Genomic DNA, 22737 nt, shown 5'->3' with positions numbered 1-22737 from the left:
AAAAAAAGTAATTTCATACAATATTCATATTACTCTATCGTTAATAAAATAAATGTAAAAGTTAAAGAATGAACACAATGCCTATAAACAAGCTTGCTTCCTACGAAGAGGTTGAGCTTCCAATAGAAGAAACATCTCAAATACCATCTTATATCAAGATGAATTCCGATGTAAACAATCCTCGATTCATTGCTGATGGCATGAATGAGTTTGAGCGCAATATCAAGCGCATCGGTGACTTTTTGCTTTCAGGCATAAGTCTCATCATATTCTCACCTCTATTTGTCATCTGTTACATTCTGGTGAGAAGAGAGGATGGAGGTCCTGCTATCTTCAAGCAAGAACGCATCGGACGATTTGGACGACCTTTCTATATCTATAAATTCCGTTCTATGAGAGTGGATGCAGAGAAGAATGGTCCTCAGCTTTTCGGGCACAAAAAGGATACTCGTATGACAAAGATTGGAGTTTTCCTTCGCGACCATCATCTCGATGAACTGCCTCAACTCTGGAATGTTTTCAAGGGTGATATGGCGTTTATTGGTCCTCGCCCTGAGCGCAAGTTCTATATCGATCAAATAATTAAGCACGATCCTCGATATGAGTATCTCTATCAGATTCGTCCTGGAGTTACCTCCTACGCTACGCTCTATAATGGTTATACTGACACCATGGAGAAAATGCTGCGACGTCTGGATTTAGATCTCTATTATTTGGAGCACCGCTCATGGTGGTTTGATGCTAAGATTCTCATCAAGACTTTCATCAACATCGCATTTGGAAAGAAATTCTAAGAATAAACTTAAGAAATTAGGGCAAGCAACAATTCTGGTTGCTTGCCCTAATTGTTTATATGAATACATTTATCCTTCCATGCACCTACTTTGCAAATCCACCAAAGCCTCCTCTACCTCCTTATTAGGATAGCCCAATTGAAAGCTCTTGTATGAATCTCTTTACTGTTGAGTTTCAGATTTACTTTTCCTTCCACTCCTCTATCGTACCAGACTTCGACGAGAAGTTGACACCTATCTGATGAATATGTCGGGCATCCGTAGCGTACTCCTTGGCATAACCCTTGTCCTCTATCTGCAGCAAGGCTCCTTCCGCCGATCCGTCCAGTTTGAACTCGAAGATATAGACATCGTTAGGGGTTTCATAGACACAATCCGCCCTACCCTTGCTCGTCTCCTTCTCACGAAAGAGCATATAGCAACTCAGCATACGGAGGAGCAAATAGAAAGTATAATCGAAGTATCGCTCATACTCTCGCTCATCATTCCTGCGGCGTACACTGTACGGAATGCTGGCGAGGAAAGCTGTGAGCGAATCCATGAATTCCTGTAGCTTGCCTCGCTTCAACTGATGTACAGAAGTAATGAGCCAACTTGCAGAATCCTCCTTTGTCTGGAGATAAGCATTTGCCAAGATTGTAAGAAGTCCTTCTCTCACTTCATTGTTAGGGATATCGAGCAAGAACGACTCCGTGTCCTGGTCATAATCCTTGATGGTGAGATAGCCGCTTTGGTAAATCATCGGCAAAGGCTTCTCTATATCCGCCTTATAGTCATCAAACTGTGGCACCCCATAATATTTTCCTACCAATTCATCAAGATTCTCATCAAAATGATTCAACAGACGCACAAGGTAAGTAGGCGTGCCGCTTTTAAACCAATACCCACCTAACTTCATGTTGTAAAAAGCATTGAGCAAGCTGAAAGGATTGAAAACATCCACCATTTTCTCACTGAAGTGATAGCCGTCATATTTCATTTTCAACTTTTGCAGCATCTCCTCTTCCGTGCAATGATATATCTGGGCAATTTCCGCTATAGGCTCGGCAAAATATTTCACCAGCTCATCCTTGGTAATACCACAGAGAGCTTCGTAATTTCTGCTTAAGCTGATGTCAGCAGGTTGGTTAAATCCACTGAACATGCTGATTTGCGAGAATTTCGTAACACCAGTGAGGAACACAAAGCGAAGGTCTGCGTCAGCCCCCTTAAAAGTGGTATAGAAAGACTTCATGATGTTACGATGCTTTTCTTCCAAACTAATCATCTTACCAAGATGTTCGACCCGATAGTCAAGTTCTATTACGTCCAAGATTGGCTTGTCGTATTCATCAATGAGCACAACGGCACCAAGTCCCGTTTTCTCATGAGCAGCTCGAAGCACTTTTTGAAAGCGCAACCCCAAGTCATTACTGGTCTTGGCAACTTCATATTGAGTTTCCCATTCGGTGAGATTATCCGACAACACATCTTCTAAAACTCCATCATTCAGATAATTGCCCGTACTGAAATCTATGTGAAACACAGGATATTGTTTCCATTCTGTTTCCAGCTTGTCAATAGCAAGACCCTTGAATAGCTCTTTGTTTCCACGGAAATATTGTTCCAAGGTTGACACAAGAAGACTTTTTCCGAATCGCCGAGGGCGACCCAGAAAATAAATTTTTCCACTATATACTAGTTGATAGACCAAGTCTGTCTTATCAACATACACAAAACCACCTTGAATGATTTGCTCAAAAGATTGTATTCCTATAGGATATTTCATATTGCTCACATTTTTCCGCAAAGTTACACTTTTTCTTCGACACAACAAAATTTATCACAATAAATATTCCTCAGAAGAACATATATAAAAAGATCGCACATATCAACATCGAATGAATGACTACCCTCCTATCACACTCCAATCATCAATAGTTCGACTATCATCTGAGAAATTAATACCCATCAGGAGAATAGTAACGGAAAAGACTTTCTGAAAATCCCTGACGAACTTCCTCATTAGGATAGCCCAATTGAAAGTTCTTGTATGACTCTCTTTACTATAGTTTCAGATTCACTTTTCCTTCCACTCCTCTATCGTACCAGACTTCGACGAGAAGTTGACACCTATCTGATGAATATGTCGGGCATCCGTAGCGTACGCCTTGGCATAACCCTTGTCCTCTATCTGCAGCAAGGCTCCTTCCGCCGATCCGTCCAGTTTGAACTCGAAGATATAGACATCGTTAGGGGTTTCATAGACACAATCCGCCCTACCCTTGCTCGTCTCCTTCTCACGAAAGAGCATATAGCAACTCAGCATACGGAGGAGCAAATAGAAAGTATAATCGAAGTATCGCTCATACTCTCGCTCATCATTCCTGCGGCGTACACTGTACGGAATGCTGGCGAGGAAAGCTGTGAGCGAATCCATGAATTCCTGTAGCTTGCCTCGCTTCAACTGATGTACAGAACTGATAAGCCAACTCGCAGAATCCTCTTTCGTCTTCAAGTAATTGTTAGCGAGCACCGTCAACAACCCCTCACGCACCTCATTGTTTGGGATGTCAAGAAGATACGATTGCGTGTCACGATCAAAACCCTTGATAGTCAGATAACCACTCTGATAAATCATAGGCAATGGCATTTCTACATCCGCCTTATAATCATCAAACTGACTTGTGGAATAATACTTTCCTATCAGCTCATTCATGTTTTGGTCAAAATGAGAAAGCAAACGAACCAGATAAGTCGGTGTGCCACTCTTAAACCAATAGTTTCCGAAGTCCATCTGGTTAAAGGCATTCAGGATGCTAAAGGGATTAAAAATATCTGTCATGCGTTTACTGAAATGATAGCCATCATATTTCTGTTTAAGCATAGTCAGCATCTCGTCATAACTACAATCGTAATCTTCTGCAAGTTCCTTAATTGGTTCAGCAAAATATCTGACCAACTCATCCTTGGTAATTCCACATATAGACTCGTAGTTACGATTCAAACTGATGTCATCAGGCTGGTTGAACCCGCTGAACATGCTAATTTGCGAGAACTTTGTAACACCTGTGAGGAAAACAAAGCGAAGGTCAGCATCAGCCCCCTTGAAAGTAGCATAAAACGACTTCATGATGTTGCGATGCTTTTCCTCCAAACTAATCATCTTACCTAAGTGCTCCACCTGATAGTCAAGGTCTAGTACGTCCAAAATTGGCTTGTCGTATTCATCAATGAGCACGACAGCACCTAGCCCTGTCTTCTCATGAGCAGCACGAAGTACCTCTTGGAAACGCAAGCCCAAATCATCATAAGTGTTCTCTACACCATACCGTGTCTCCCATCGCGAAATTGTCCCCGATAATTTTTCTTCCAAAGCTCCATCATTCAAGTAATTGCCTGTGCTGAAATCTACATGAAACACCGGGTATTGCTTCCATTCTGTCTCCAGCTTGTCCATAGCAAGCCCCTTGAAAAGTTCCTTGTTCCCAAGGAAATATTGTTCCAATGTAGATACGAGAAGACTCTTTCCAAATCGCCGAGGGCGACCCAGAAAATAAATTTTTCCACTATATACTAGTTGATAGACTAAGTCTGTCTTATCAACATACACAAAACCACCTTGAATGATTTGCTCAAAAGATTGTATTCCTATAGGATATTTCATATTGCTCACATTTTTCCGCAAAGTTACACTTTTTCTTCGACACAACAAAATTTATCACAATAAATATTCCTCAGAAGAACATATATGAAAAATATGCCAATCCTAAAGATTCACCTAATCTTTGCACATCAGATTTCATAACCGAAGTTAGTTCGGTAATATCAAAACCACAAATAGCAGAATAACAGCGATTTCGAATGACTACATTCCTATCACACTCCAATCATCAATCGTGCGGCTATCCTCAGAGAAGTTGATACCAACCAACACCTTCTCACGCTTATCATCAGCAAAGGCAGCTGCATACTTTTTATTCTCTATCTGAGTAATGGCAGTTTCAGCATCCTTGCCATACTTCAACTCAAAGATGTAGATATAGTCATCTGTCTTCAAGACCATATCAATTCTACCATCAGAAGTTGGTTGTTCGGGGGTAATATCAGTTCCTAACATGGCAAATATCGTGTACATCACCGCTTGATAATGACGTTCATTGTTATTGACCAATGTATAAGGAAATTTGTCGTAGAATGTTTTTAGGTGAGACAAAAATGCGTCCATGTCACCATCTCGCACCACACAGTCATAGTATGCACGGCACAAAGCATCATACTTCCCCATACCATCAGGAGAATAATATCGGAAGAGGCTCGTAGAGAAGCCCTGACGCACTTCCTCATTAGGAAAGCCCAAACGATACAGCCTACTTTGCTTATCATACTCTTTGATAGTAAGATAGCCACTCTGGTACAAGACTGGGATTGGGTCCGTTATTTTCTCAGTTGGCACATCAAAACGCTTATCTGATGCCCAGAGGTCATCTATCTGGAGCATGTCCAAGCCCTTTTTCTGTAAAAGTTCAACCAGGAACGTTGGAGTGCCCGAGGAGAACCAATAGCTGTTCAATTCTTTATCATCCAATGCATTGATGATACTGAATGGGTTATAGATGCCAGGTGACTTCTCTGAGAAATGATATCCGTCATAATGGTAGCGCAAAGCAGCCACGGCTTCATCATAAGTCATCTCATTTTCCTCGGCAAAGGCTTCGATGTCTTCCGTATATTTTTTAAGAATTTCCTCTTCCGTAAATCCACAGACTGTGGCATATTCATTCTTCATGGTTAAGATTTTCAAGTTGTTAAGTTCGCTGAAAATACTTAACTGACTAAACTTTGAAATACCCGTAATGAAGACGAAACGTAGGTTGGCATCTTGCTGCTTCAATGGACTGAAGAAATCACGCAGGACATTCCTGATTTGATTTTGTAATTTTTCATCATTCATAGAGTCATGCATCGGTGCGTCATACTCATCAATGAGAACTACGACCTGCTTGCCAGTCTGCTGACAAGCAGCCGCTATAATGTTAGCCAATCTTTCGCTATAGACATCAGAATTTTCAGAGAGAGTCCCCACATGATACAAATCCTCATAATTCGACAAGATTCCATTAAGGATAGCGTGCAAATTCTTCAACTGATAATACTTACCTCTACTCATATCTATATGAATCACAGGATAGACCTCCCATTCCTGTTCCAGTTTTTCGATAGCAAGTCCTTTGAACAAATCCTTGCGTCCCTCAAAATAAGCCTGAAGAGTAGATACAAGAAGCGATTTTCCAAATCGTCGAGGACGACTCAGAAACAAATTTTGCGCATAATGCGCCATTTTATACACAAGGGCAGTCTTATCTACATAAGAGTAACCACCATCGATTATTTTGTCGAAAGTCTGGATTCCTATAGGATATTTCATATTGCTCACATTTTTCCGCAAAGTTACATTTTTTCCACGAAACTGCCAAATGATTCTTGCTATTTATTTAATAACGACAAATATTTTCGCAATACCGATGGGTGACAGGGGTGACAGACCCCTCCACAAAAAAACAGGAAACTCGTGTCACTGGTGTCACCCAACAAACTGGCTCCAATAAAGGGCTTGACAGAAAACGGTGACAGGTGACACTTTTATATACTCTTTTTTTATGACTTACCGCGCGAAAATAGATAAAAGATTGATAATCAGAGGGAGACATCCAAATTGGAGGGTAGTGGCTCCAATGCATAAAAAAAAGATGAAAAGTAGGTGTCACCGACACCCTTGAGATTTTTTGTAAAACTTTACGCTTTTCAGGAACAAGCCATTTGAAGGAAGGAAATGACTTGTTTACGATGAGGAAATGACTTGTTTGCAATGAGGAAATGACTTAATTAGCAGTCCTAAATGACTTGTTTACAGGTCCTAAATGACTTGTTTCGCTGTTCTAAACGACTTGATTACAGGCCCTAAATGACTTGTTTGAGAAAACGAATACAAAAGAGAAAAGCATCAAAAGGGATAGAAAAGCATAGAAAAGCATCAAAAGGGATAGAAAAGCATCAAAAGGGATAAGTGAGTGCCAGAGAAACTGTAACTTTGCAGCGTCCTTCAGAACTTGAAGTGGCAGAATTTGGTATAACAAACAAAAAATGGAAAAAATGGAAAAGCAAATAGCACTTTCAGAAAGCAACCAAAAAGCCGAACTGACTTTGACATCAATCCGACTTTTGAATATTTTTAAAACAAGAAGTCGTTTAGAACTTCTTGAATTTCAATCTCAAGGTCTTCGAACGAAGAATCATCTTGCTACCGCTGAGTGCTTCTTTAGCGAAACCTTCCGGAAGATTATTGATTCCGTAGTATCGCAAATCGTTGGTAACCTCAGTCAAAGGAATATCACCTCCATCTTCACCATTGTCCTGATGGCCATGATTAATAAAAGCCTGAGTAATCTTCAAACTATCAGAAGTTTGCTCAAAGCGGAAATACATCCGCTCAGTATTATTGTCATACTGTGTTGCCGCAATCAGTTTAAACTCAATTCCCCAGAAGACATGCAACTTAGACATATCAACCGTCTTGCCATTCTCAAGAGAATCAATACTCTCCAGATGCCAGAAGCCATCAAGCTTGCCATTGTCACTGGATTCCAGTTCACAGGAAGAGAAAGCAAACATGCTAATAGCTACAAAAGCTACCATCATGGCGTGAACAATCTTATATTTTTTCGTAAACATATTCATACTCCGCTATTAAAGTTTAAAGATGCCAGACTTGCTTACCGTCAACTGGAAACCAGCATTATGACCCAACATCTGGTCGCTTCCAAAATCCATACCATACGCACCTTTCACCTTCCAATCATGGTTAAAGTGATAAGCACCCTCAACCAAGAAGCTGATATTGTGATGCATTTTATTGAATGGAATCCAATAAGTACCCCATCCTTTCTGGAATGTACCCAACACTCTATATCCGAAACGTTCAGTTGGCATACCGTCAAAACCTAAGTGATAAGCAACAAAACGGTTATTTAAAACCTGGATGCTACCATCGGTGTTATAAATTGGAGAACGGTAAAGCGGATTACCCATCACCTGTCCCCAATGCTGCCAGCCTGGATAATTGGAATGATTATAATAATCATCACTACCTGCAAGATGGTCTGGAATATTCTGTGTACGATCGTGATTGTAAGGACCGCTCTGATACTTTGTGTAAATATACTCTAAGACCACATTGCGCAACCAAGTACCATATTTAAGATTCAACTCCAATCCAAGAAGCATGTCCTTCAACTTATATCGATAATAACGGCGCTTGGTGTGAGTATTCCATTGATCACCCGTACCATATCCATCATAATCGAGGAAGAACATAGCGCTATGATCCTCGAAGAAATGGTCTCCGTAAAATCCGAGTTTCCAGGAATCAGCATCATAATTGATACGGAACACCCAACTGCCCAGCATATTACCTGCCACATTATGATACTCTCCATCAGAAGCATCGAAACCGCCTGGGATAAAAGCCTGCCACATACCCTTCAAACCTCCTTGAGTAGGTTCAGCCTGCATCACGCCATCCTTTTTTTTCTTATACGGAGTTCCTCCAAACTCAGCTGCCATTTCCAGTCCCAACTCCACGCTCAGCGGGAAGAAAAAACCTTCATTACCTATCTTCAGATATCCCGCCTTGCTATGATAGAGCATACCATCAGCATACTTGGACTGGCGCTGGGTAAAATCGTGCTGCCAGTTCTCATCGGTCATCCTACCATAGGCAATATGTCCCTTGATGGCTAACCAATGATGGGCAAAAGGAAGGGTCCAATACTCCGGCAATGCCAGGCGAACCTGAGGTACCGGACGAGCATTGATACCCAAAGTCTGGCTACCACTACTCAAAGTCTGATTCTTCAGTTCCATCGGATACTCCTTGGCACCAATACTCAGCACACCATGCAGCCAGCGAGCTTCCACAAAAGCCTGCTGAACCACCACATTACTCGTATAATGAATCGGTGCTGCTACATCCAAACCATATCCGATGCCCCAACGACGGGCAGAATCAGTACCCAACGGACGGATGACACTACCACGGAGATACCCATTATTCTTCTCCAGCGAACTGAGTCCATGCTTATTGGCATTGAGCCAGAGCGGAGTCTTACCCTTGGAGAAAGAACCCTGCATCTCCACATTGTAATGAATGTCCTTGCCCAGGTCCAATTTACCCGGATCTACATCCTCCTGCCAAAGATATTGGGCAGAAACCGAGAGAGGCAAAAGCAGGAATGCACCAAAAGCAAGCGCTTTTTTCTTATTAGTCTGATTAAATTTCATCTATAATTACTTTCGAAAGTTTTAATAATAACGGATTTTTTCTCCTTTTATTATATATAAGGAACAAGTTATTATATTAAGAAATAGGAATAAGCAAAAAACAAAAGACAGAATTGAGCGAAATATATGGGAAATATAAAACTATCATCCCTGCCAAATCCCTCTTAAAACCAAACCTATAATGACCTTTAGGGAATTTCCCCCACCTCTTTAGGGAAAAACCTTTCCGCTGCCAGATATTTCGCCGTATCTTTGCAGCAGAAATAAAACAAGAAGTCAAACTTATAAAGAGATATGATTATGAAGAAGTTTATATTAGCCCTTGTAGCAATGGTCACAATGACCTTCACTACAGCATCTGCAATGAGTTACGAGCAGGCTCGCCAGCAAGCTCTCTTCCTGACAGATAAAATGGCATACGAGCTGAACCTCACAGACGATCAGTATGAGGCTGCTTACGAAACCAACCTCGATTATCTGATGAGTGTCAATACAGTGGATGACCTCTACGGAATCTACTGGAGACAGCGCAATATGGACTTGAGCTATATCCTCCTGGACTGGCAATATCGTACATTCATCAATGCCTCATATTTCTATCGTCCTCTCTACTGGGACGCTGGTTACTGGCATTTCGGCATCTACGCCAGATATCCTCACCGCGACTACTTCTACTTCGGTCGCCCTCACTTCTACGTTTCTTATCGTGGAGGACACAGTTGGAGAATGAATGGTGGTAGAAGCTGGTATCACGGACGTGATTTCGGTGGTCCTCGCCCAGAAGGTCATCCAAGAGTTGGCATGCGTGACGGATTCAATAGAGGAGATTTCGGACGTGGACAGAGCTTCGGAAACATGAGTCGTGGCAATGGACAGAGCTTCGGAAATATGAACCGTAACAATGACTATCGCCCTCAGAGCGTGAACAGACCACAGAATAATGGTGGTTTCGGCAACCAGAGCAGCAGTTTCGGCAACCAGAACCGTCAGTTTGGTAATCGCCAGAGCAGTACCCGTACTACTGTTACCCGCGAGAATCCATCAAACAACAGCAGACCTGGTGGTTCTTTCGGTGGCAACCGTGGAGGCAGTTTCGGTAGTGGTTCTACTATGATGCGCAGCTTTGGCAGTGGCAATACTACCAGCCCATCCAGGAGTTTCACTCCTCGCTCTAATCCAGGAAACGGTGGTGCTTCTTTCGGAAACAGTTCTCGCTCCTTCGGTGGTGGCAACCGCTCTGTAGGTGGACCTACAAGAAGTTATGGTGGTGGTTCTCACGGCAGTTTCGGAGGACGCAGATAATTTTGAAAACATTAATTCATAAGATATAAAAACAAAAGAGTTATAAAATTCAAGAAAATGCGGAACATTTACCATGCTGAATAATTAAGTATAGTAAAAGATGAAAGTTCAATAGGTTCAACATAGGTAAAAGGACCAATAGAGAGTTATTTACAGAGGCTTCCCCTTTCTCCTGCAACGGAAAATACGGGAAGCCTCATTTTTTTATATTAATCAAACGTTTCTTTCAAGATAATAAAAACACGTATGATGATTCGTTCAAGAAACTGTTCTTATATCAGATACAGAACTGAATAGAACAACTGGGCGGCGAATACATAGAGCACAATGAGAGGAGATGCCGTAGAAATACCATACGACATACAGCAGAAAATATCCTCCACTCCCTTCAGGTTATCACTGATAACACCGAAACTGCAGCAGACTACGGTTACGGCAAAAGCGGTATAAGGTATGATGCTCTGCGTAAAACTGCTTGGAAAGAGACCGCCCATCACATTCAGAAGGATGGCATGAGGCAGCAGGGTGAGTGCCAACATGATAATCACAAATACCCCTAACTCAAAACTTGCCACGCCCATCGCAAAGCGCTGACGATACTCGTCTGGCTTATAATGGACAATACCACTTCTACAGAAAGCTCCATAGGTGATACCACCCAACACCAGCCACACTAATACGGGCGAAGCTAAATGATCCTGGAACTGACCGAAGAACCAGCGGATGCCCTCAGAACTCAAGAGCGAACGGTTATAGTCCTCCGGCATCGCAGCCGTCAACAGCCACGAAGTCAGCATCAGCAGGATTTGAGCCACGCCCAAACCTAAAGCCAAATACGAAAACACCTTCATTTTCTTCATCGTTCTCTCTATTCTTTTCCTGATTAAATCCTATTCTATATCTTTCTTGATGCCGCAGCTTATTCTGGATCAGCCTCGAGATTGTCGATATCTAAGATGCGAAGTTCGCAGGCTCTTACCACCAGACGGGTAGCATTGATGCCCATACCATTGTTGCCATCAGGGAAGAGTTTCTGTACCAGTTCGTTCTGTCTCTTCTCCAAACTCTTCACACCGAAAGGCATACCTCGCAAATTGGTAATCTGCTCCTTGGTATAACCGAGGGCAAGATGGCGAAGGAAGCGCTCGTCATATTCGTCAATCTCATAATTTACCAAAGCCTCCTGGCGCATCAACTGACTATTGACACTTTTCTTGAAACGTTCTACGATCTTCTGCAGAATCGGCTGATTGAAAACCATCTTCTTACCACTCATGCAGGAAGCCACATCGCCACGGGTCAAGAGTTCCCCACTCTTCAGGATAATACCATCGCAACCTGCATCAAGAACATCCACCCAGAGCTTCTCATTCAGGATTTCTCCCGTGAAAATCAATACCTTTACGTTAGGATACTGTTCCTTGGTATAGCGGCAAATTTCTACACCCACCGTAGTGGAACCGCCCAAACCAAGATCGAGAAGCACGAGGTCAGGCAACTGCTGTTTGATGAGTTTCCAATAGCTCACCTCACTGTCAGCTGTTCCGATAATCTCAGCTTCGGGTATATCGTTTTTGAAAATTCCTTCCGTACCTTTCAGTTCCAAAGGTACATCCTCTACTATGATTACTTTAAAATTGTCCATCGTCGTTTATTTTAGTCTATGTTGAATTTATGTTTTAACTATCTTTGATTCTATACCAACATCCCCGGCAGAACTACCTCAATGACCAGGAATCCATCATCAGAAGACTTTGCCTGGATACCGCAGCCTCGAAGATTGGTAGTCTCTCCCATCTCCCTCACAATCTGGCGGCAAACTAAGAATCTCATATCCTCGGTAAGCGGAGTGAAAAGGAGATGATGCAAGGAGTCATCGTATCTCAATCCGGAGAAAACAAACTGGCAGGTGGCATAAGCCGTATGCACAGTTTTGATTTCCTGTTTCACTTGCGTGATGGCAATACCATGCGCCTTGGCAAGATCCTTCACGGTTTCCTGTATCAGCCGGAAGAGATAATCCTTCAGCGCAGCATCACACTTCAGATTGGTTTCCACCTGTTCCATCGCCTGCGCACTCAGCATCAGATAGATGGATTTATAGTAATCTACCAATTCTTTCAGAGAAGCTACATCATCAGGGGATGCCTCTATCAACTGTCGGATACGTGACGGATAATACATCGTCTCATGCTTCAACGTAGAGAGGCAATTATCTAATACAGAATTAGATACGTGCAAACGATCATTTTCAAATCGCACCCGTCTCAACTCATCTTCCAGCAGTTGATTATCTGCCTCCTTGCCATTCGATAAATCCAGTCCACGTTTCAGTTCTTCCTCAATCTCATGCACCACCTCATCCAAACGGAAATTGACACGGGTATGCCGGGACTTCTTACTCCATATTTCCCTGATGCGCTTCAACTTCTCCGGTATAGACTGGTCGCTGAGCAACAGAAGATTGATATCACGGATGCGATCCACCGCAAAGCGATAGGTCACTACATGGCGATAATAGAGCAGATAGTAGGCTATCGGCAACTGCAACAACAGGAGAAAGAGCAGGATGACAGCTACCGTCTTGGAGTTTTCCGAACTCTGCATCGTGCGGACATACTCAGGCAGTGTATTATCAGTACTCCGTTCCCGGAAGAGTTTGGTATAAACCTTATTGTTTCTATCATACAAAGTCCATTGATGCAAGGCAAGCGCAGCCACCGCACTCTCATTTCTAATGTCGAGAATAATGCTGTAATCGGTCGTCACACTATCAGCAAACCATTTCAGTTCGGCAGCTTGAGAGAGTTTTGGACTGCTCACCATCAGATTTTTACCCTGAGGATACTGGCGCAGATAATGCTGATTGAGATAGTAGATGGCAGAATCAGCAAATGCCAAGGTACGCTGGTATGTACCATTGATATTGCTAAAATAAGCACTGTCGGCAAAGGCATCAGCCAAAGTGAGTTCTCGGGAAACCTTTCCGGTAGCCAGGGAATGCTGATGTATCTGGGATGCAAAAGACGACACGGATGATGCCAACAAAAGAATGACACCAACGATCATCCGTCCGATTCCCTTAGGCAGTCGGAAACGGAACACACTACCCTTTCCCACTTCACTCTCTGCCTCAATATGACAAATATTGAAGATACTGCTCACCTTCTTATATTTCTCGATGATACCCTTGCAGTTGAGGAGTCCGAATCCATGACCGCCCGTATAGGTACGGTCGAAGACATGAGCCAATTGTTCCTCATCCATTCCCTTACCGGTATCAGCGATGACGATTTCTACATATTTATCATGTTCCTCTGCAGAAACAGTAACCTTACCTCCAGCAGGAGTAAACTTGCGTGCATTGTCGGCGATAGTATTGATCATAAAGAGCGTCAGGGTGCGGTCTGCCTTCACCTTAGCTGCAGTTGGCTGCACATCGAGTTTTATCTTCTTCATCTGGAAACTCATCTTGCCCTTTGCCACAATATCGAAAAGCGGTTGGAGAGGGAAAGAGACGATACGGAGATTCAAAGTTCCCTGTCGCATCTGAATCCAGTTGGTCAGGATGGTGTTATACTGGTTGATCTTATCCGTCAGTTCTGAGATATACTCATACCGCTCCTGTTTCACCTCATCCGGGGTACTTTCATCATCCTCTGCCAACTTATCCACCTCATGAATCATGCGATCTATAAAAGGTGTGATGCTATTCACTAAAGAGACCTTAGCACGCTGCTCCAAATTACGTTTTTTATTGTCATCAAGATGCAAACGGGCTATAGATATCTCTTCATTCAATTCTTCTGTTATTTCATTTATATCATTGATATACTGTGTATTACGCTGTTTCCACTGCTCTAAAGGTTCAAGCAGGGAAGACAGTGGTTTAGACTGTATCTTTCTTCTTCGCATACGGTCGAAGAGATACAGGAGGATGACCACGAGCAATATCATGACGAGTACCGCTGCTATCATGAGATTGAGCTGCAGAGCATTATCATCAAGCAAGGTGGCGCGAGCTTCCAACTGCCTGTCCTGACGGGTTCGTTCCTGCAAGTCAAGATAGATATTGCGGTTGTAGTCACTCTGCTGTTTATTGTCGAGCGCAGAATATACCAAACAAAGTCGTTCACGGATAGAAGCCACCAGATCGGGAGCTGACTTGATATTCTTGCTCACTTGTAAGGCACGAAGCAGACAGTCGCCTGCAGAATTATAATCCTCTATAGCGAAGTAACATTCAGACAGCGTACGGTAACCACCCGCTATCTGGTAGATATCACCATAAGAGATGAAAAGGTTCAGCGCACGCTGAGCTAAATTACCAGCCAAGAGCGTATCTGGCATCTGTTCTACATTCAGATACTGGATAGCCGGCAGGTTATTTCGGATGAGGAAATCTCGCATCCTTCCATTCTGCAGATGTTCACTGATAGCCTGAAGGGCATTAGCCTGCCAGTAAGGATAACCGCCGGCCATCGTACCATCGGGCATGATGACTCGTCCGGCTGAAGCCAACATATAGCATTGTATCAGATAGTCAAATTCCGTCTGTGCTATCTGTTCAGACGTTCCATTGGTGATTGCACCACCCGAACCGATATTATATAGATAGTTGAGATACTGGGCAGTATCTGCCTCAAGAGCATCCGCATCAATATCGTTCAAAGCCTTCAGCATCGGTTCTTCCAGACCGACATAATAACAATAGGTGGCATCAACGATATCAAATTCGCTATGAGCATAGGTGGCACGTCGCCGCTCACGGGGTGGCAGATTGGAAGCCTCCTCGCCCAAGCGGCGCAAGCGCACCATCGCTTTCTCGCGATAGGAATAAAAATCTTTGTTGTGAGATTCCCGCTGACAGATGCGCATCATCTGCACATCAGCAATGAGAAGCTCCAGTTGATTGTTGCTCTTTTCTTCCACAAGACCGAGCCATCGGCGAGCCTCCTTGTAATTCATCTTTGCCATCTCTACGAATGCTAAGTTATTGCAAGCCTCAGCATACCCGGCACGATAGTCATCAGAAAGAGCTAAAGCTCTCTGTGCCAACATTTTAGTAGAATCAAGGTTACGGTAGTGATAGGCATATGAAAGTGTATTCAACCGATCCACCTCCTGCTTATGAGAAGGACCACAAGCTGAATAGAAAAACAGCGCCAACATCATCACGATGGAGGCGCTGAACTTTTGCGTGATATTAATTTTGGCCATTAAGCCATTAAAATCTCAATTAACCACGAGCCTTGGCAATATAGCCAAGAGCCTCTTTACACTTAGCAGTAACTGCAGCCCAGTCGCCAGCAGCTACAGTCTCCTTAGGGAAGAGCTTAGAACCCATACCTACACAGAGGACACCTGCCTTGATCCAAGGAGTCAAGTTCTCTTCAGTTGGCTCTACAGCACCAGTAACCATGATATTGCTCCAGCGCAAAGGTGCCATTACATTCTTAACGAATGAAGGACCACCTACGTTACCTGCAGGGAATACCTTAGTTACATCACAACCTGCAGCCTGAGCATTGTTGATCTCTGTTACAGAACCACAACCAGGAGAATAAGGAACCAGGCGACGGTTGCATACAGGAGCAATCTCTGGGTTGAAGTTAGGACCTACGATGAAATTGGCACCCAACTGGAGATAGAGAGAAGCAGTACCAGCATCAACTACTGTACCAGCACCAAGAATCATCTCTGGGCACTCCTTGTCAGCCCACTTTACCAACTCACCGAAGATTTCGTGAGCGAAATCACCACGGTTAGTAAACTCGAATACACGTACGCCACCCTCATAACAAGCCTTGATGACGTTCTTGCAAATTTCAATATCCTTATTGAAGAATACAGGAACCATACCAGTCTCTTTCATGGCTGCCATGACCTGCATTTTGCTAAACTTTGCCATTTTTTATTTAAATATTAAATGTTAAGTGTTAAATGTTAAATAGGAAGAGCACAAATGAATTCTACACTCTTCACTTAAATTATCGCTGAACGCGACCATTAGCGTTACCACCAGCAAGACTCTCTACCTCGTCAACAGAAACCTGGTTGAAGTCGCCAGGGATAGTGTGCTTCAAAGCAGAAGCAGCTACTGCAAACTCCAAAGCCTCAGCCTGAGTATTCTTAGTCAAGAGACCGTGGATCAAACCGCCAGAGAAAGAGTCACCACCACCTACGCGGTCGATGATTGGGTTGATATCATAATGCTTGCTCTGGTAGAACTCCTCACCGTTGTAGATAAGAGCCTTCCAACCATTGTGTGTAGCAGAGAGAGACTCACGAAGTGTAGAAACTACATACTTGAAGCCAAACTCCTTCATCATACCCTGGAAGATACCATAGTATCCCTCAGCGTCAGTCTTACCACCCTCTACGTCAGCATCTGGCTTGAAGCCCAAGCAGAGCTGAGCATCTTCCTCATTACCGATGCAGACATCTACATACTGCATCAATGGACGCATAACAGAGATAGCCTTCTCTGAAGTCCAGAGCTTCTTGCGGAAATTGAGGTCAACAGAAACTGTTACACCGTGACGCTTAGCAGCCTCACAAGCCAACTTGGTCAACTCAGCAGCCTTGTCGCTGATAGCAGGAGTAATACCACTCCAGTGGAACCACTGAGCACCCTCCATAATCTTGTCGAAATCGAAATCAGATGGATCTGCCTCTGCGATAGAACTATGAGCACGGTCATAGATTACCTTAGAAGGACGCATAGAAGCACCTGTCTCTGCATAATAGAGACCAACACGGTCGCCACCACGAGCAATGAAATCGGTATTCACGCCATAACGACGGAGGGCGTTAACTGCAATCTGACCAATCTCATGCTTAGGCAACTTAGATACGAAGTAAGCCTCATGACCATAGTTAGCTACACTGACAGCTACGTTAGCCTCACCACCACCAGGGATGATACGGAATGATTCACTCTGGATAAAACGATCATTACCTTCTGGAGACAAACGAAGCATGATCTCACCTAATGTTACAATTTTTGCCATTGCTTGAAATGTTTTTTAATTTGTTTCTTTATAGTTGTTCTTCGAATTCAGTATCAAATAATTTGCATTCTGTTCCGAATATCGTGGCAAAAATAATCATAATTTCTCAAATAACGAAACAAAATCGAGTTTTTTTTTAGTTTTTGTGCAAAAAAGTTGCTGTGCATTCGCACAATTCAATTTTTTATTGTAAATTTGTACCGAATATTCTATATGTGGACGCACACACGGAAAATGGAAGTTCTCTGAATTACCATCTTCGCACAGTACAACAAGCGCATCTACATATATTATATTAATGTACGCACGTGAAAGAAAGTGCATCATAGACTTAGTTTAATAACAAATTGGCATAAAACCAGCAAACGCTTAAAACATGGCCGAAAAAATAAGAATCAAAGATATCGCCGAAAGGGCTGGCGTATCTGTAGGTACTGTCGATAGAGTTCTCCACGACCGACCTAATGTCTCCAAACCTGCCCGCGAAAAAGTGGAACAGGCGCTCAAGGAGATGAACTATCAGCCTAACATGTATGCCAGTGCTCTGGCATACAACAAGTCATATACCTTCTACTTGCTACTTCCGAAGCATGAATCTGAGGCTTACTGGGAGGAGATAGAGGAAGGTGCACGCAAATGTGAGGAAAGCAAACGCGATTTTCACATCAACGTGAAGATCAACTTTTATGAGCGCTCCAGCGAGGAGTCTTTCATCGAACAGGGAAAGGCTATCGTCGAAGAAAAGCCGGAGGGTGTCATCGTCGTGCCTTCATCTCTTGAAATTACCAGAGCATTTACCGACCAATTGCATGAGTTGAACATTCCGTTCATCTTACTCGACTCCTACATGCCCGACCTTCGTCCGCTTTCCTTCTTCGGACAGGATTCTTTCTGCAGTGGATTCTTCGCTGCCAAGATGCTCATGATGCTTGCTTTCAAAGAAAAGGAGATTATGCTGATGAGACAGACAAAGAACGGAATCGTGGTCAGCAAGCAGCAGGACAACCGTGAGGTTGGGTTCCGCCACTATATGCACGACCATTTCCCAAGCGTCAAGATCAATGTGCTCGACCTGCCACTCAATGGTTCCCGCGCCGAGTTCATGAAGATGCTGGAGAAATACTTTGCCACCAATCCGAATACGCACCATTGCATCACCCTGACCTCGAAGGCTCATATCGTGGGTGACTTCCTGCTGAAGACCAACCGCCGTGATGTTCAAATTATGGGATATGATATGGTGGAGAAGAATGCAAAATGTCTGAGAGAAGGTAGCATCTCCTTCCTCATCGCACAGCATGCCTATATGCAAGGATACAACTGTGTGGAGACGCTCTTCCGGGCACTTGTCCTCAAGAAAAAGGTAACACCGGTCAACTATATGCCTATCGAGCTGCTGATGAAGGAGAATATCGACTTCTACCGCAGAACGCAGTTGTAGGAAGATTCTGGGGATATTTTTAAATAAGAATAAATAGAATTTTATGTAATTATAAATTTAAAAAACATAACTACAGATGAAACAATCAAGCTTTATCAAAATTAACCCTGCCGACTCGGTAGTGGTTTGCTTGTGCCCTATGAAGAAGGGCGAGACCATCGAAGTAGATGGTAAGTCTATCACCCTCTTGCAGGATACTCCTGCCGGACACAAAGTGCTCATCGATGATGCGCCTGAAGGAAAGGACATCATCAAGTACGGTTACCCTATCGGACATGCAAAGAAAGACCTGAAACAGGGTGAGTGGGTCAACGAAAACAACCTCAAGACCAACCTTGCCGGCACTTTGGAATATACTTACAATCCTGTAGATGAGCAGTTGAACATCGAGAAGGAAGACCGCACCTTCCTGGGCTACGTGCGCAAGAACGGTGAGGTTGGCGTAAGAAATGAAATCTGGGTAGTTCCTACCGTAGGCTGCGTGAATGGCGTAGCGGAAAAACTGGTTGAGCGACTCAAGGAGGAGACAAAATGCGAGGGCATTGATGCCATCCATGCTTGGCACCACAACTTCGGCTGTTCCCAGCTCTCTGGCGACCACGAGAATACCCGCAAGGTGCTTCGTGACATCTGCCTCCATCCAAATGCTGGTGCTGTGCTCGTTCTTTCACTCGGATGTGAGAATAATCAGCCTGACGAGTTCATGGAGATGCTCGGCGACTATGACAAGGATCGCATCAAGTTGCTCGTGACCCAGAAGGTGGAAGGCGACGAACTGGAAGTGGGAATGGATATACTCTGGCAGCTCTACGACAAGGCTAAAACAGACAAGCGTCAGAAAGTTCCTGTCAGCAAGTTGCGCGTAGGTTTGAAGTGCGGTGGTTCTGACGGGTTCAGCGGTATCACTGCCAACCCATTGGTAGGTGAGTTCTCCGACTGGCTCGTTGCTCAGGGCGGTACTTCTATCCTTACTGAGGTGCCTGAGATGTTCGGTGCAGAGACGATTCTCATGAACCGTTGTGAGAACAAGGAATTGTTCGACAAGACCGTTCATCTCATCAATGATTTCAAGGAGTACTTCCTGAGTCATGGCGAACCTGTAGGTGAGAATCCTTCACCAGGCAACAAGGCGGGCGGTATCTCTACATTGGAAGATAAGGCTCTCGGTTGTACACAGAAGTGCGGTCGTGCACCAGTCAGCGGTGTATTGCAGTATGGTGACCGTCTGGAGACAAATGGTTTGAACCTCCTTTCAGCACCAGGCAACGACCTCGTAGCAGCTACAGCCTTGGCATCAGCAGGATGCCAGTTGGTTCTCTTCACCACCGGTCGCGGTACCCCATTCGGCACCTTCGTACCAACCATGAAGATTTCTACCAACAGCACCTTGGCAAAGAACAAGCCAAACTGGATTGACTTCAATGCCGGCGAGCTCGTAGAGGGCACTGAGATGAAGGACCTCGTACGCAAGTTCATCGACAAGATCATCTCCATAGCCAGTGGAGAGGAAGCTCGCAACGAGGAGAATGGTTATCGCGAGATTTCCATCTTCAAAAATGGAGTAACACTTTAAAGAAGTGAAGAACGAAGCGTGTAGAGAGAAGAACCCTACACGCTTACTAAATATAAGAAGAATGAGTAATAAGAAAGGATTGTTGGCTTTATCGCCACTGATTTTATTGATAGCAATGATAGCCCTCTTTACGGGATATTCCGCAGAGGAAAGTCATAAGGATACGAGCCTGTCACTCACCGTGGCATTCATGATTTCAAGCATTTATGCCGTAGCCATCTCGGGCGGTATGCCTATCAGAAAACGCATCGACACCTATAGTCGAGGGGCTGGAGCCAACAACCTCATGCTCATGCTATGGATATATGTGCTGGCTGGTGCATTCGCTGCATCGGCAAAGGCGATGGGAGCAGTAGATGCTACTGTCAACCTTGCCCTGAGCCTGTTGCCAGCCAGCATGATATTACCCGGTCTCTTCCTCGCTGCCTGCTTCATATCGCTCTCGATAGGCACCAGCGTGGGAACCATCGTAGCTCTCGTGCCCATCGCGGCAGGTCTCGCCCACTCTGTGGATGCTAACCTGGCACTGACCGTAGCCATCATCGTGGGTGGAGCTTACTTTGGCGACAACCTGTCTTTTATCTCAGACACAACGGTTGTAGCTACCCAGACGCAAGGTTGCCAGATGAGTGACAAGTTCAGAGTAAATGCCCTCATCGTCATCCCTGCTGCCATCATCATCCTGATTATATATGGCGTATTGGGCGCAGGAACCAAGGCACCGACCCATATCGATGCGGTACAATACATGAAGGTTCTACCTTATATAGTAGTACTCGTCACGGCTATTGCTGGCATGAATGTGATGGCAGTACTGACATTGGGTTCCATTCTCTGTGGCATCATCGGCATCATCGACGGCGGTTACGACATTTTCGGATGGTTCTCTGCCATGGGCAATGGCGTGATAGGAATGGGAGAACTCATCATTATCGCTATGATGGCTGGAGGTATGCTTGAGATCATCCGTGAAAACGGAGGCATCGACTTCATCATCTCCAAGATTACAGCTCATGTAAACAGCAAAAGAGGTGCCGAACTGTCTATCGCTGCCCTCGTTTCGATGGTGAATATCTGTACTGCCAACAATACGGTGGCGATTCTTACCGTGGGAAATATCTCTAAGAAGATAGGTGACAAGTTTGGGGTAGATAACCGCAAAGCAGCAAGCATACTTGATACCTTCTCCTGTACCATACAGGGATTGATACCATACGGCGTGCAGATGCTCTTGGCAGCAGGACTTTCAGGACTCAGTCCGCTCGACATCATCCCTTACCTCTATTATCCAATGGCTATCGGCTTAGCAGCCCTGTTTGCCATTCTCTTCAGATATCCAAGAAGATTCAGTTAAAGAATAAATAGGAAATTCAGTTTCTGGGAGAAGGAAGAATGAAAAAGGAGGAATGAAAGAAAGGAATAAAGGAAGGAATGATAAAATGAACAAGGAGGAAGAATGAAAGAGAGGAAGGAATGAACAAGGAGGAAGAAGAATGAAAAGGAGGAAAATGGAAGGAAATAAGGATTTTTAAAAATAGGAATCACGATGGACTTTTTACAGAGAAATCTTTTCACGAAATTGCGCTCGGAAAACTTCGGCACAAAGGAGGAACTGGAGGCGATGACCACCTTCAAGAAAAAAAAGATTGCGCAGATGATGAAAAACCTGAACAACGTGCCTTCAGGTGAGGTGCTCATGCACAACAGTTTTCTCAACAGACGCTTGACCAAGATTCAGAAAGAGGAACCGCACGTCATTGATACGTCCATGGAAACAATCTATCTGCTCCGACTGATTGTGAGCAATGCCAATGCCATGCTTTCCGGCGGCATCAGCATCAGGGGCATCATCCAACTGGGACTCTATCTTCGTACCCGGGGCGACAAGGTCGATTTCGTAAAACTCGACAATTGGCTCACCAAACTGCATCTGCAGAGAATGGCTCAACTGGAAGGAAGCGTGCTCATCACCTTCTTCAACTTTGAACAGGATGAAATCCCGTTTGTCAAGTTGGTAGAGAGAGGAGCCTATAAATTGACCCTTCGCTCACTATACTACAACATCAAGGACATGGAAGACATCAAGTTCCAGCAGTCGCAGGTAGGATTCGTGCATACCACAGGCGGTTCCATGCGCAAGAACCTGCGCCGAAGCATGAGATTCTTCGGATATGCACCAATAGAATCTGCCAGCAACTTCTTCAACGGTTTCTTTAGATCACTCTCTGAAATCGAAGAATAAAATATAAAATTAATATAAAAAAAACGCACGCCTGACTCATATATCAGACGTTT

At 44.0% G+C, this 22737-nt stretch carries 16 protein-coding genes; 6 read left to right on the top strand and 10 right to left on the bottom strand.

Annotated features, from left to right (window positions below; genetic code table 11):
• Positions 1-158 precede the first annotated feature (158 nt).
• A complete protein-coding gene (locus KUA50_RS03020; protein WP_218457441.1) occupies positions 159-794 on the top strand; it encodes a sugar transferase in 636 nt (211 codons plus the stop codon).
• Between the two features lie 181 nt (positions 795-975).
• Here KUA50_RS03020 and KUA50_RS03015 read toward each other — a convergent pair whose 3' ends face one another.
• The 5 genes from KUA50_RS03015 to KUA50_RS02995 form a co-directional block, all read right to left on the bottom strand.
• Positions 976-2562, bottom strand: coding sequence for an ATP-binding protein (locus KUA50_RS03015; protein ID WP_218457418.1), 1587 nt, complete (start codon positions 2560-2562; stop codon positions 976-978).
• Between the two features lie 291 nt (positions 2563-2853).
• Positions 2854-4440 (bottom strand): ATP-binding protein, encoded by a 1587-nt coding sequence (locus KUA50_RS03010; protein WP_218457417.1) that lies wholly within the window; start codon positions 4438-4440, stop codon positions 2854-2856.
• Between the two features lie 201 nt (positions 4441-4641).
• Entirely contained in the window at positions 4642-6201 is a 1560-nt protein-coding gene (locus tag KUA50_RS03005) for an ATP-binding protein (RefSeq protein WP_218457416.1), read from the bottom strand.
• Between the two features lie 821 nt (positions 6202-7022).
• Positions 7023-7505, bottom strand: coding sequence for a lipocalin-like domain-containing protein (locus KUA50_RS03000; RefSeq protein WP_256624307.1), 483 nt, complete (start codon positions 7503-7505; stop codon positions 7023-7025).
• 15 nt (positions 7506-7520) lie between these two features.
• On the bottom strand, positions 7521-9113 hold the full coding sequence (locus KUA50_RS02995) for a capsule assembly Wzi family protein (RefSeq protein WP_218457415.1): 1593 nt from the start codon (positions 9111-9113) through the stop codon (positions 7521-7523).
• A gap of 300 nt (positions 9114-9413) precedes the next feature.
• On the opposite strand from KUA50_RS02995, the gene KUA50_RS02990 reads away from it, so the two are divergent.
• Positions 9414-10415 carry a hypothetical protein gene (locus KUA50_RS02990; RefSeq protein ID WP_218457414.1) on the top strand — a complete coding sequence of 334 codons (1002 nt, stop codon included), beginning with the start codon at positions 9414-9416 and terminating at the stop codon, positions 10413-10415.
• Between the two features lie 272 nt (positions 10416-10687).
• Here the strand turns inward: KUA50_RS02990 and KUA50_RS02985 are convergent, their stop codons facing one another.
• The 5 genes from KUA50_RS02985 to KUA50_RS02965 form a co-directional block, all read right to left on the bottom strand.
• A complete protein-coding gene (locus tag KUA50_RS02985) occupies positions 10688-11275 on the bottom strand; it encodes an AbgT family transporter (protein ID WP_256624306.1) in 588 nt (195 codons plus the stop codon).
• 59 nt (positions 11276-11334) lie between these two features.
• A complete protein-coding gene (locus tag KUA50_RS02980) occupies positions 11335-12060 on the bottom strand; it encodes a DUF5932 domain-containing protein (protein WP_022111179.1) in 726 nt (241 codons plus the stop codon).
• 50 nt (positions 12061-12110) lie between these two features.
• Positions 12111-15635 (bottom strand): DUF5112 domain-containing protein, encoded by a 3525-nt coding sequence (locus KUA50_RS02975; protein WP_256624305.1) that lies wholly within the window; start codon positions 15633-15635, stop codon positions 12111-12113.
• A gap of 19 nt (positions 15636-15654) precedes the next feature.
• On the bottom strand, positions 15655-16326 hold the full coding sequence (locus KUA50_RS02970; RefSeq protein WP_022111177.1) for a bifunctional 4-hydroxy-2-oxoglutarate aldolase/2-dehydro-3-deoxy-phosphogluconate aldolase: 672 nt from the start codon (positions 16324-16326) through the stop codon (positions 15655-15657).
• Between the two features lie 79 nt (positions 16327-16405).
• Complete coding sequence (locus tag KUA50_RS02965) at positions 16406-17428, bottom strand: sugar kinase (RefSeq protein ID WP_218457413.1); 1023 nt, start codon at positions 17426-17428, stop codon at positions 16406-16408.
• 376 nt (positions 17429-17804) lie between these two features.
• On the opposite strand from KUA50_RS02965, the gene KUA50_RS02960 reads away from it, so the two are divergent.
• The 4 genes from KUA50_RS02960 (at position 17805) to KUA50_RS02945 (ending at position 22684) form a co-directional block, all read left to right on the top strand.
• On the top strand, positions 17805-18869 hold the full coding sequence (locus tag KUA50_RS02960; protein ID WP_218457412.1) for a substrate-binding domain-containing protein: 1065 nt from the start codon (positions 17805-17807) through the stop codon (positions 18867-18869).
• 76 nt (positions 18870-18945) lie between these two features.
• Entirely contained in the window at positions 18946-20442 is a 1497-nt protein-coding gene (locus KUA50_RS02955; protein WP_218457411.1) for a UxaA family hydrolase, read from the top strand.
• Between the two features lie 61 nt (positions 20443-20503).
• Positions 20504-21796, top strand: a complete 1293-nt coding sequence (locus tag KUA50_RS02950) for a Na+/H+ antiporter NhaC family protein (RefSeq protein WP_218457410.1) — start codon at positions 20504-20506, stop codon at positions 21794-21796.
• A gap of 192 nt (positions 21797-21988) precedes the next feature.
• Entirely contained in the window at positions 21989-22684 is a 696-nt protein-coding gene (locus KUA50_RS02945) for a hypothetical protein (RefSeq protein ID WP_218457409.1), read from the top strand.
• Positions 22685-22737 lie beyond the last annotated feature (53 nt).

Origin of the sequence: Segatella hominis (genome assembly GCF_019249725.2) — a bacterium.
Classification (GTDB): Bacteria; Bacteroidota; Bacteroidia; order Bacteroidales; family Bacteroidaceae; genus Prevotella.
Note: the sequence above shows the minus strand (reverse complement) of the source record. Positions and strands in the feature narration are given on the sequence as shown.

Bases quoted from the DNA above. Each gene is read 5' to 3' on its own strand.
- KUA50_RS03020 (WP_218457441.1), top strand. From the start codon at position 159: ATGAATTCCGATGTAAACAATCCTCGATTCATTGCTGATGGCATGAAT.
- KUA50_RS03015 (WP_218457418.1), bottom strand. From the start codon at position 2,562: ATGAAATATCCTATAGGAATACAATCTTTTGAGCAAATCATTCAAGGT.
- KUA50_RS03010 (WP_218457417.1), bottom strand. From the start codon at position 4,440: ATGAAATATCCTATAGGAATACAATCTTTTGAGCAAATCATTCAAGGT.
- KUA50_RS03005 (WP_218457416.1), bottom strand. From the start codon at position 6,201: ATGAAATATCCTATAGGAATCCAGACTTTCGACAAAATAATCGATGGT.
- KUA50_RS03000 (WP_256624307.1), bottom strand. From the start codon at position 7,505: ATGTTTACGAAAAAATATAAGATTGTTCACGCCATGATGGTAGCTTTT.
- KUA50_RS02995 (WP_218457415.1), bottom strand. From the start codon at position 9,113: ATGAAATTTAATCAGACTAATAAGAAAAAAGCGCTTGCTTTTGGTGCA.
- KUA50_RS02990 (WP_218457414.1), top strand. From the start codon at position 9,414: ATGAAGAAGTTTATATTAGCCCTTGTAGCAATGGTCACAATGACCTTC.
- KUA50_RS02985 (WP_256624306.1), bottom strand. From the start codon at position 11,275: ATGAAGAAAATGAAGGTGTTTTCGTATTTGGCTTTAGGTTTGGGCGTG.
- KUA50_RS02980 (WP_022111179.1), bottom strand. From the start codon at position 12,060: ATGGACAATTTTAAAGTAATCATAGTAGAGGATGTACCTTTGGAACTG.
- KUA50_RS02975 (WP_256624305.1), bottom strand. From the start codon at position 15,635: ATGGCCAAAATTAATATCACGCAAAAGTTCAGCGCCTCCATCGTGATG.
- KUA50_RS02970 (WP_022111177.1), bottom strand. From the start codon at position 16,326: ATGGCAAAGTTTAGCAAAATGCAGGTCATGGCAGCCATGAAAGAGACT.
- KUA50_RS02965 (WP_218457413.1), bottom strand. From the start codon at position 17,428: ATGGCAAAAATTGTAACATTAGGTGAGATCATGCTTCGTTTGTCTCCA.
- KUA50_RS02960 (WP_218457412.1), top strand. From the start codon at position 17,805: ATGGCCGAAAAAATAAGAATCAAAGATATCGCCGAAAGGGCTGGCGTA.
- KUA50_RS02955 (WP_218457411.1), top strand. From the start codon at position 18,946: ATGAAACAATCAAGCTTTATCAAAATTAACCCTGCCGACTCGGTAGTG.
- KUA50_RS02950 (WP_218457410.1), top strand. From the start codon at position 20,504: ATGAGTAATAAGAAAGGATTGTTGGCTTTATCGCCACTGATTTTATTG.
- KUA50_RS02945 (WP_218457409.1), top strand. From the start codon at position 21,989: ATGGACTTTTTACAGAGAAATCTTTTCACGAAATTGCGCTCGGAAAAC.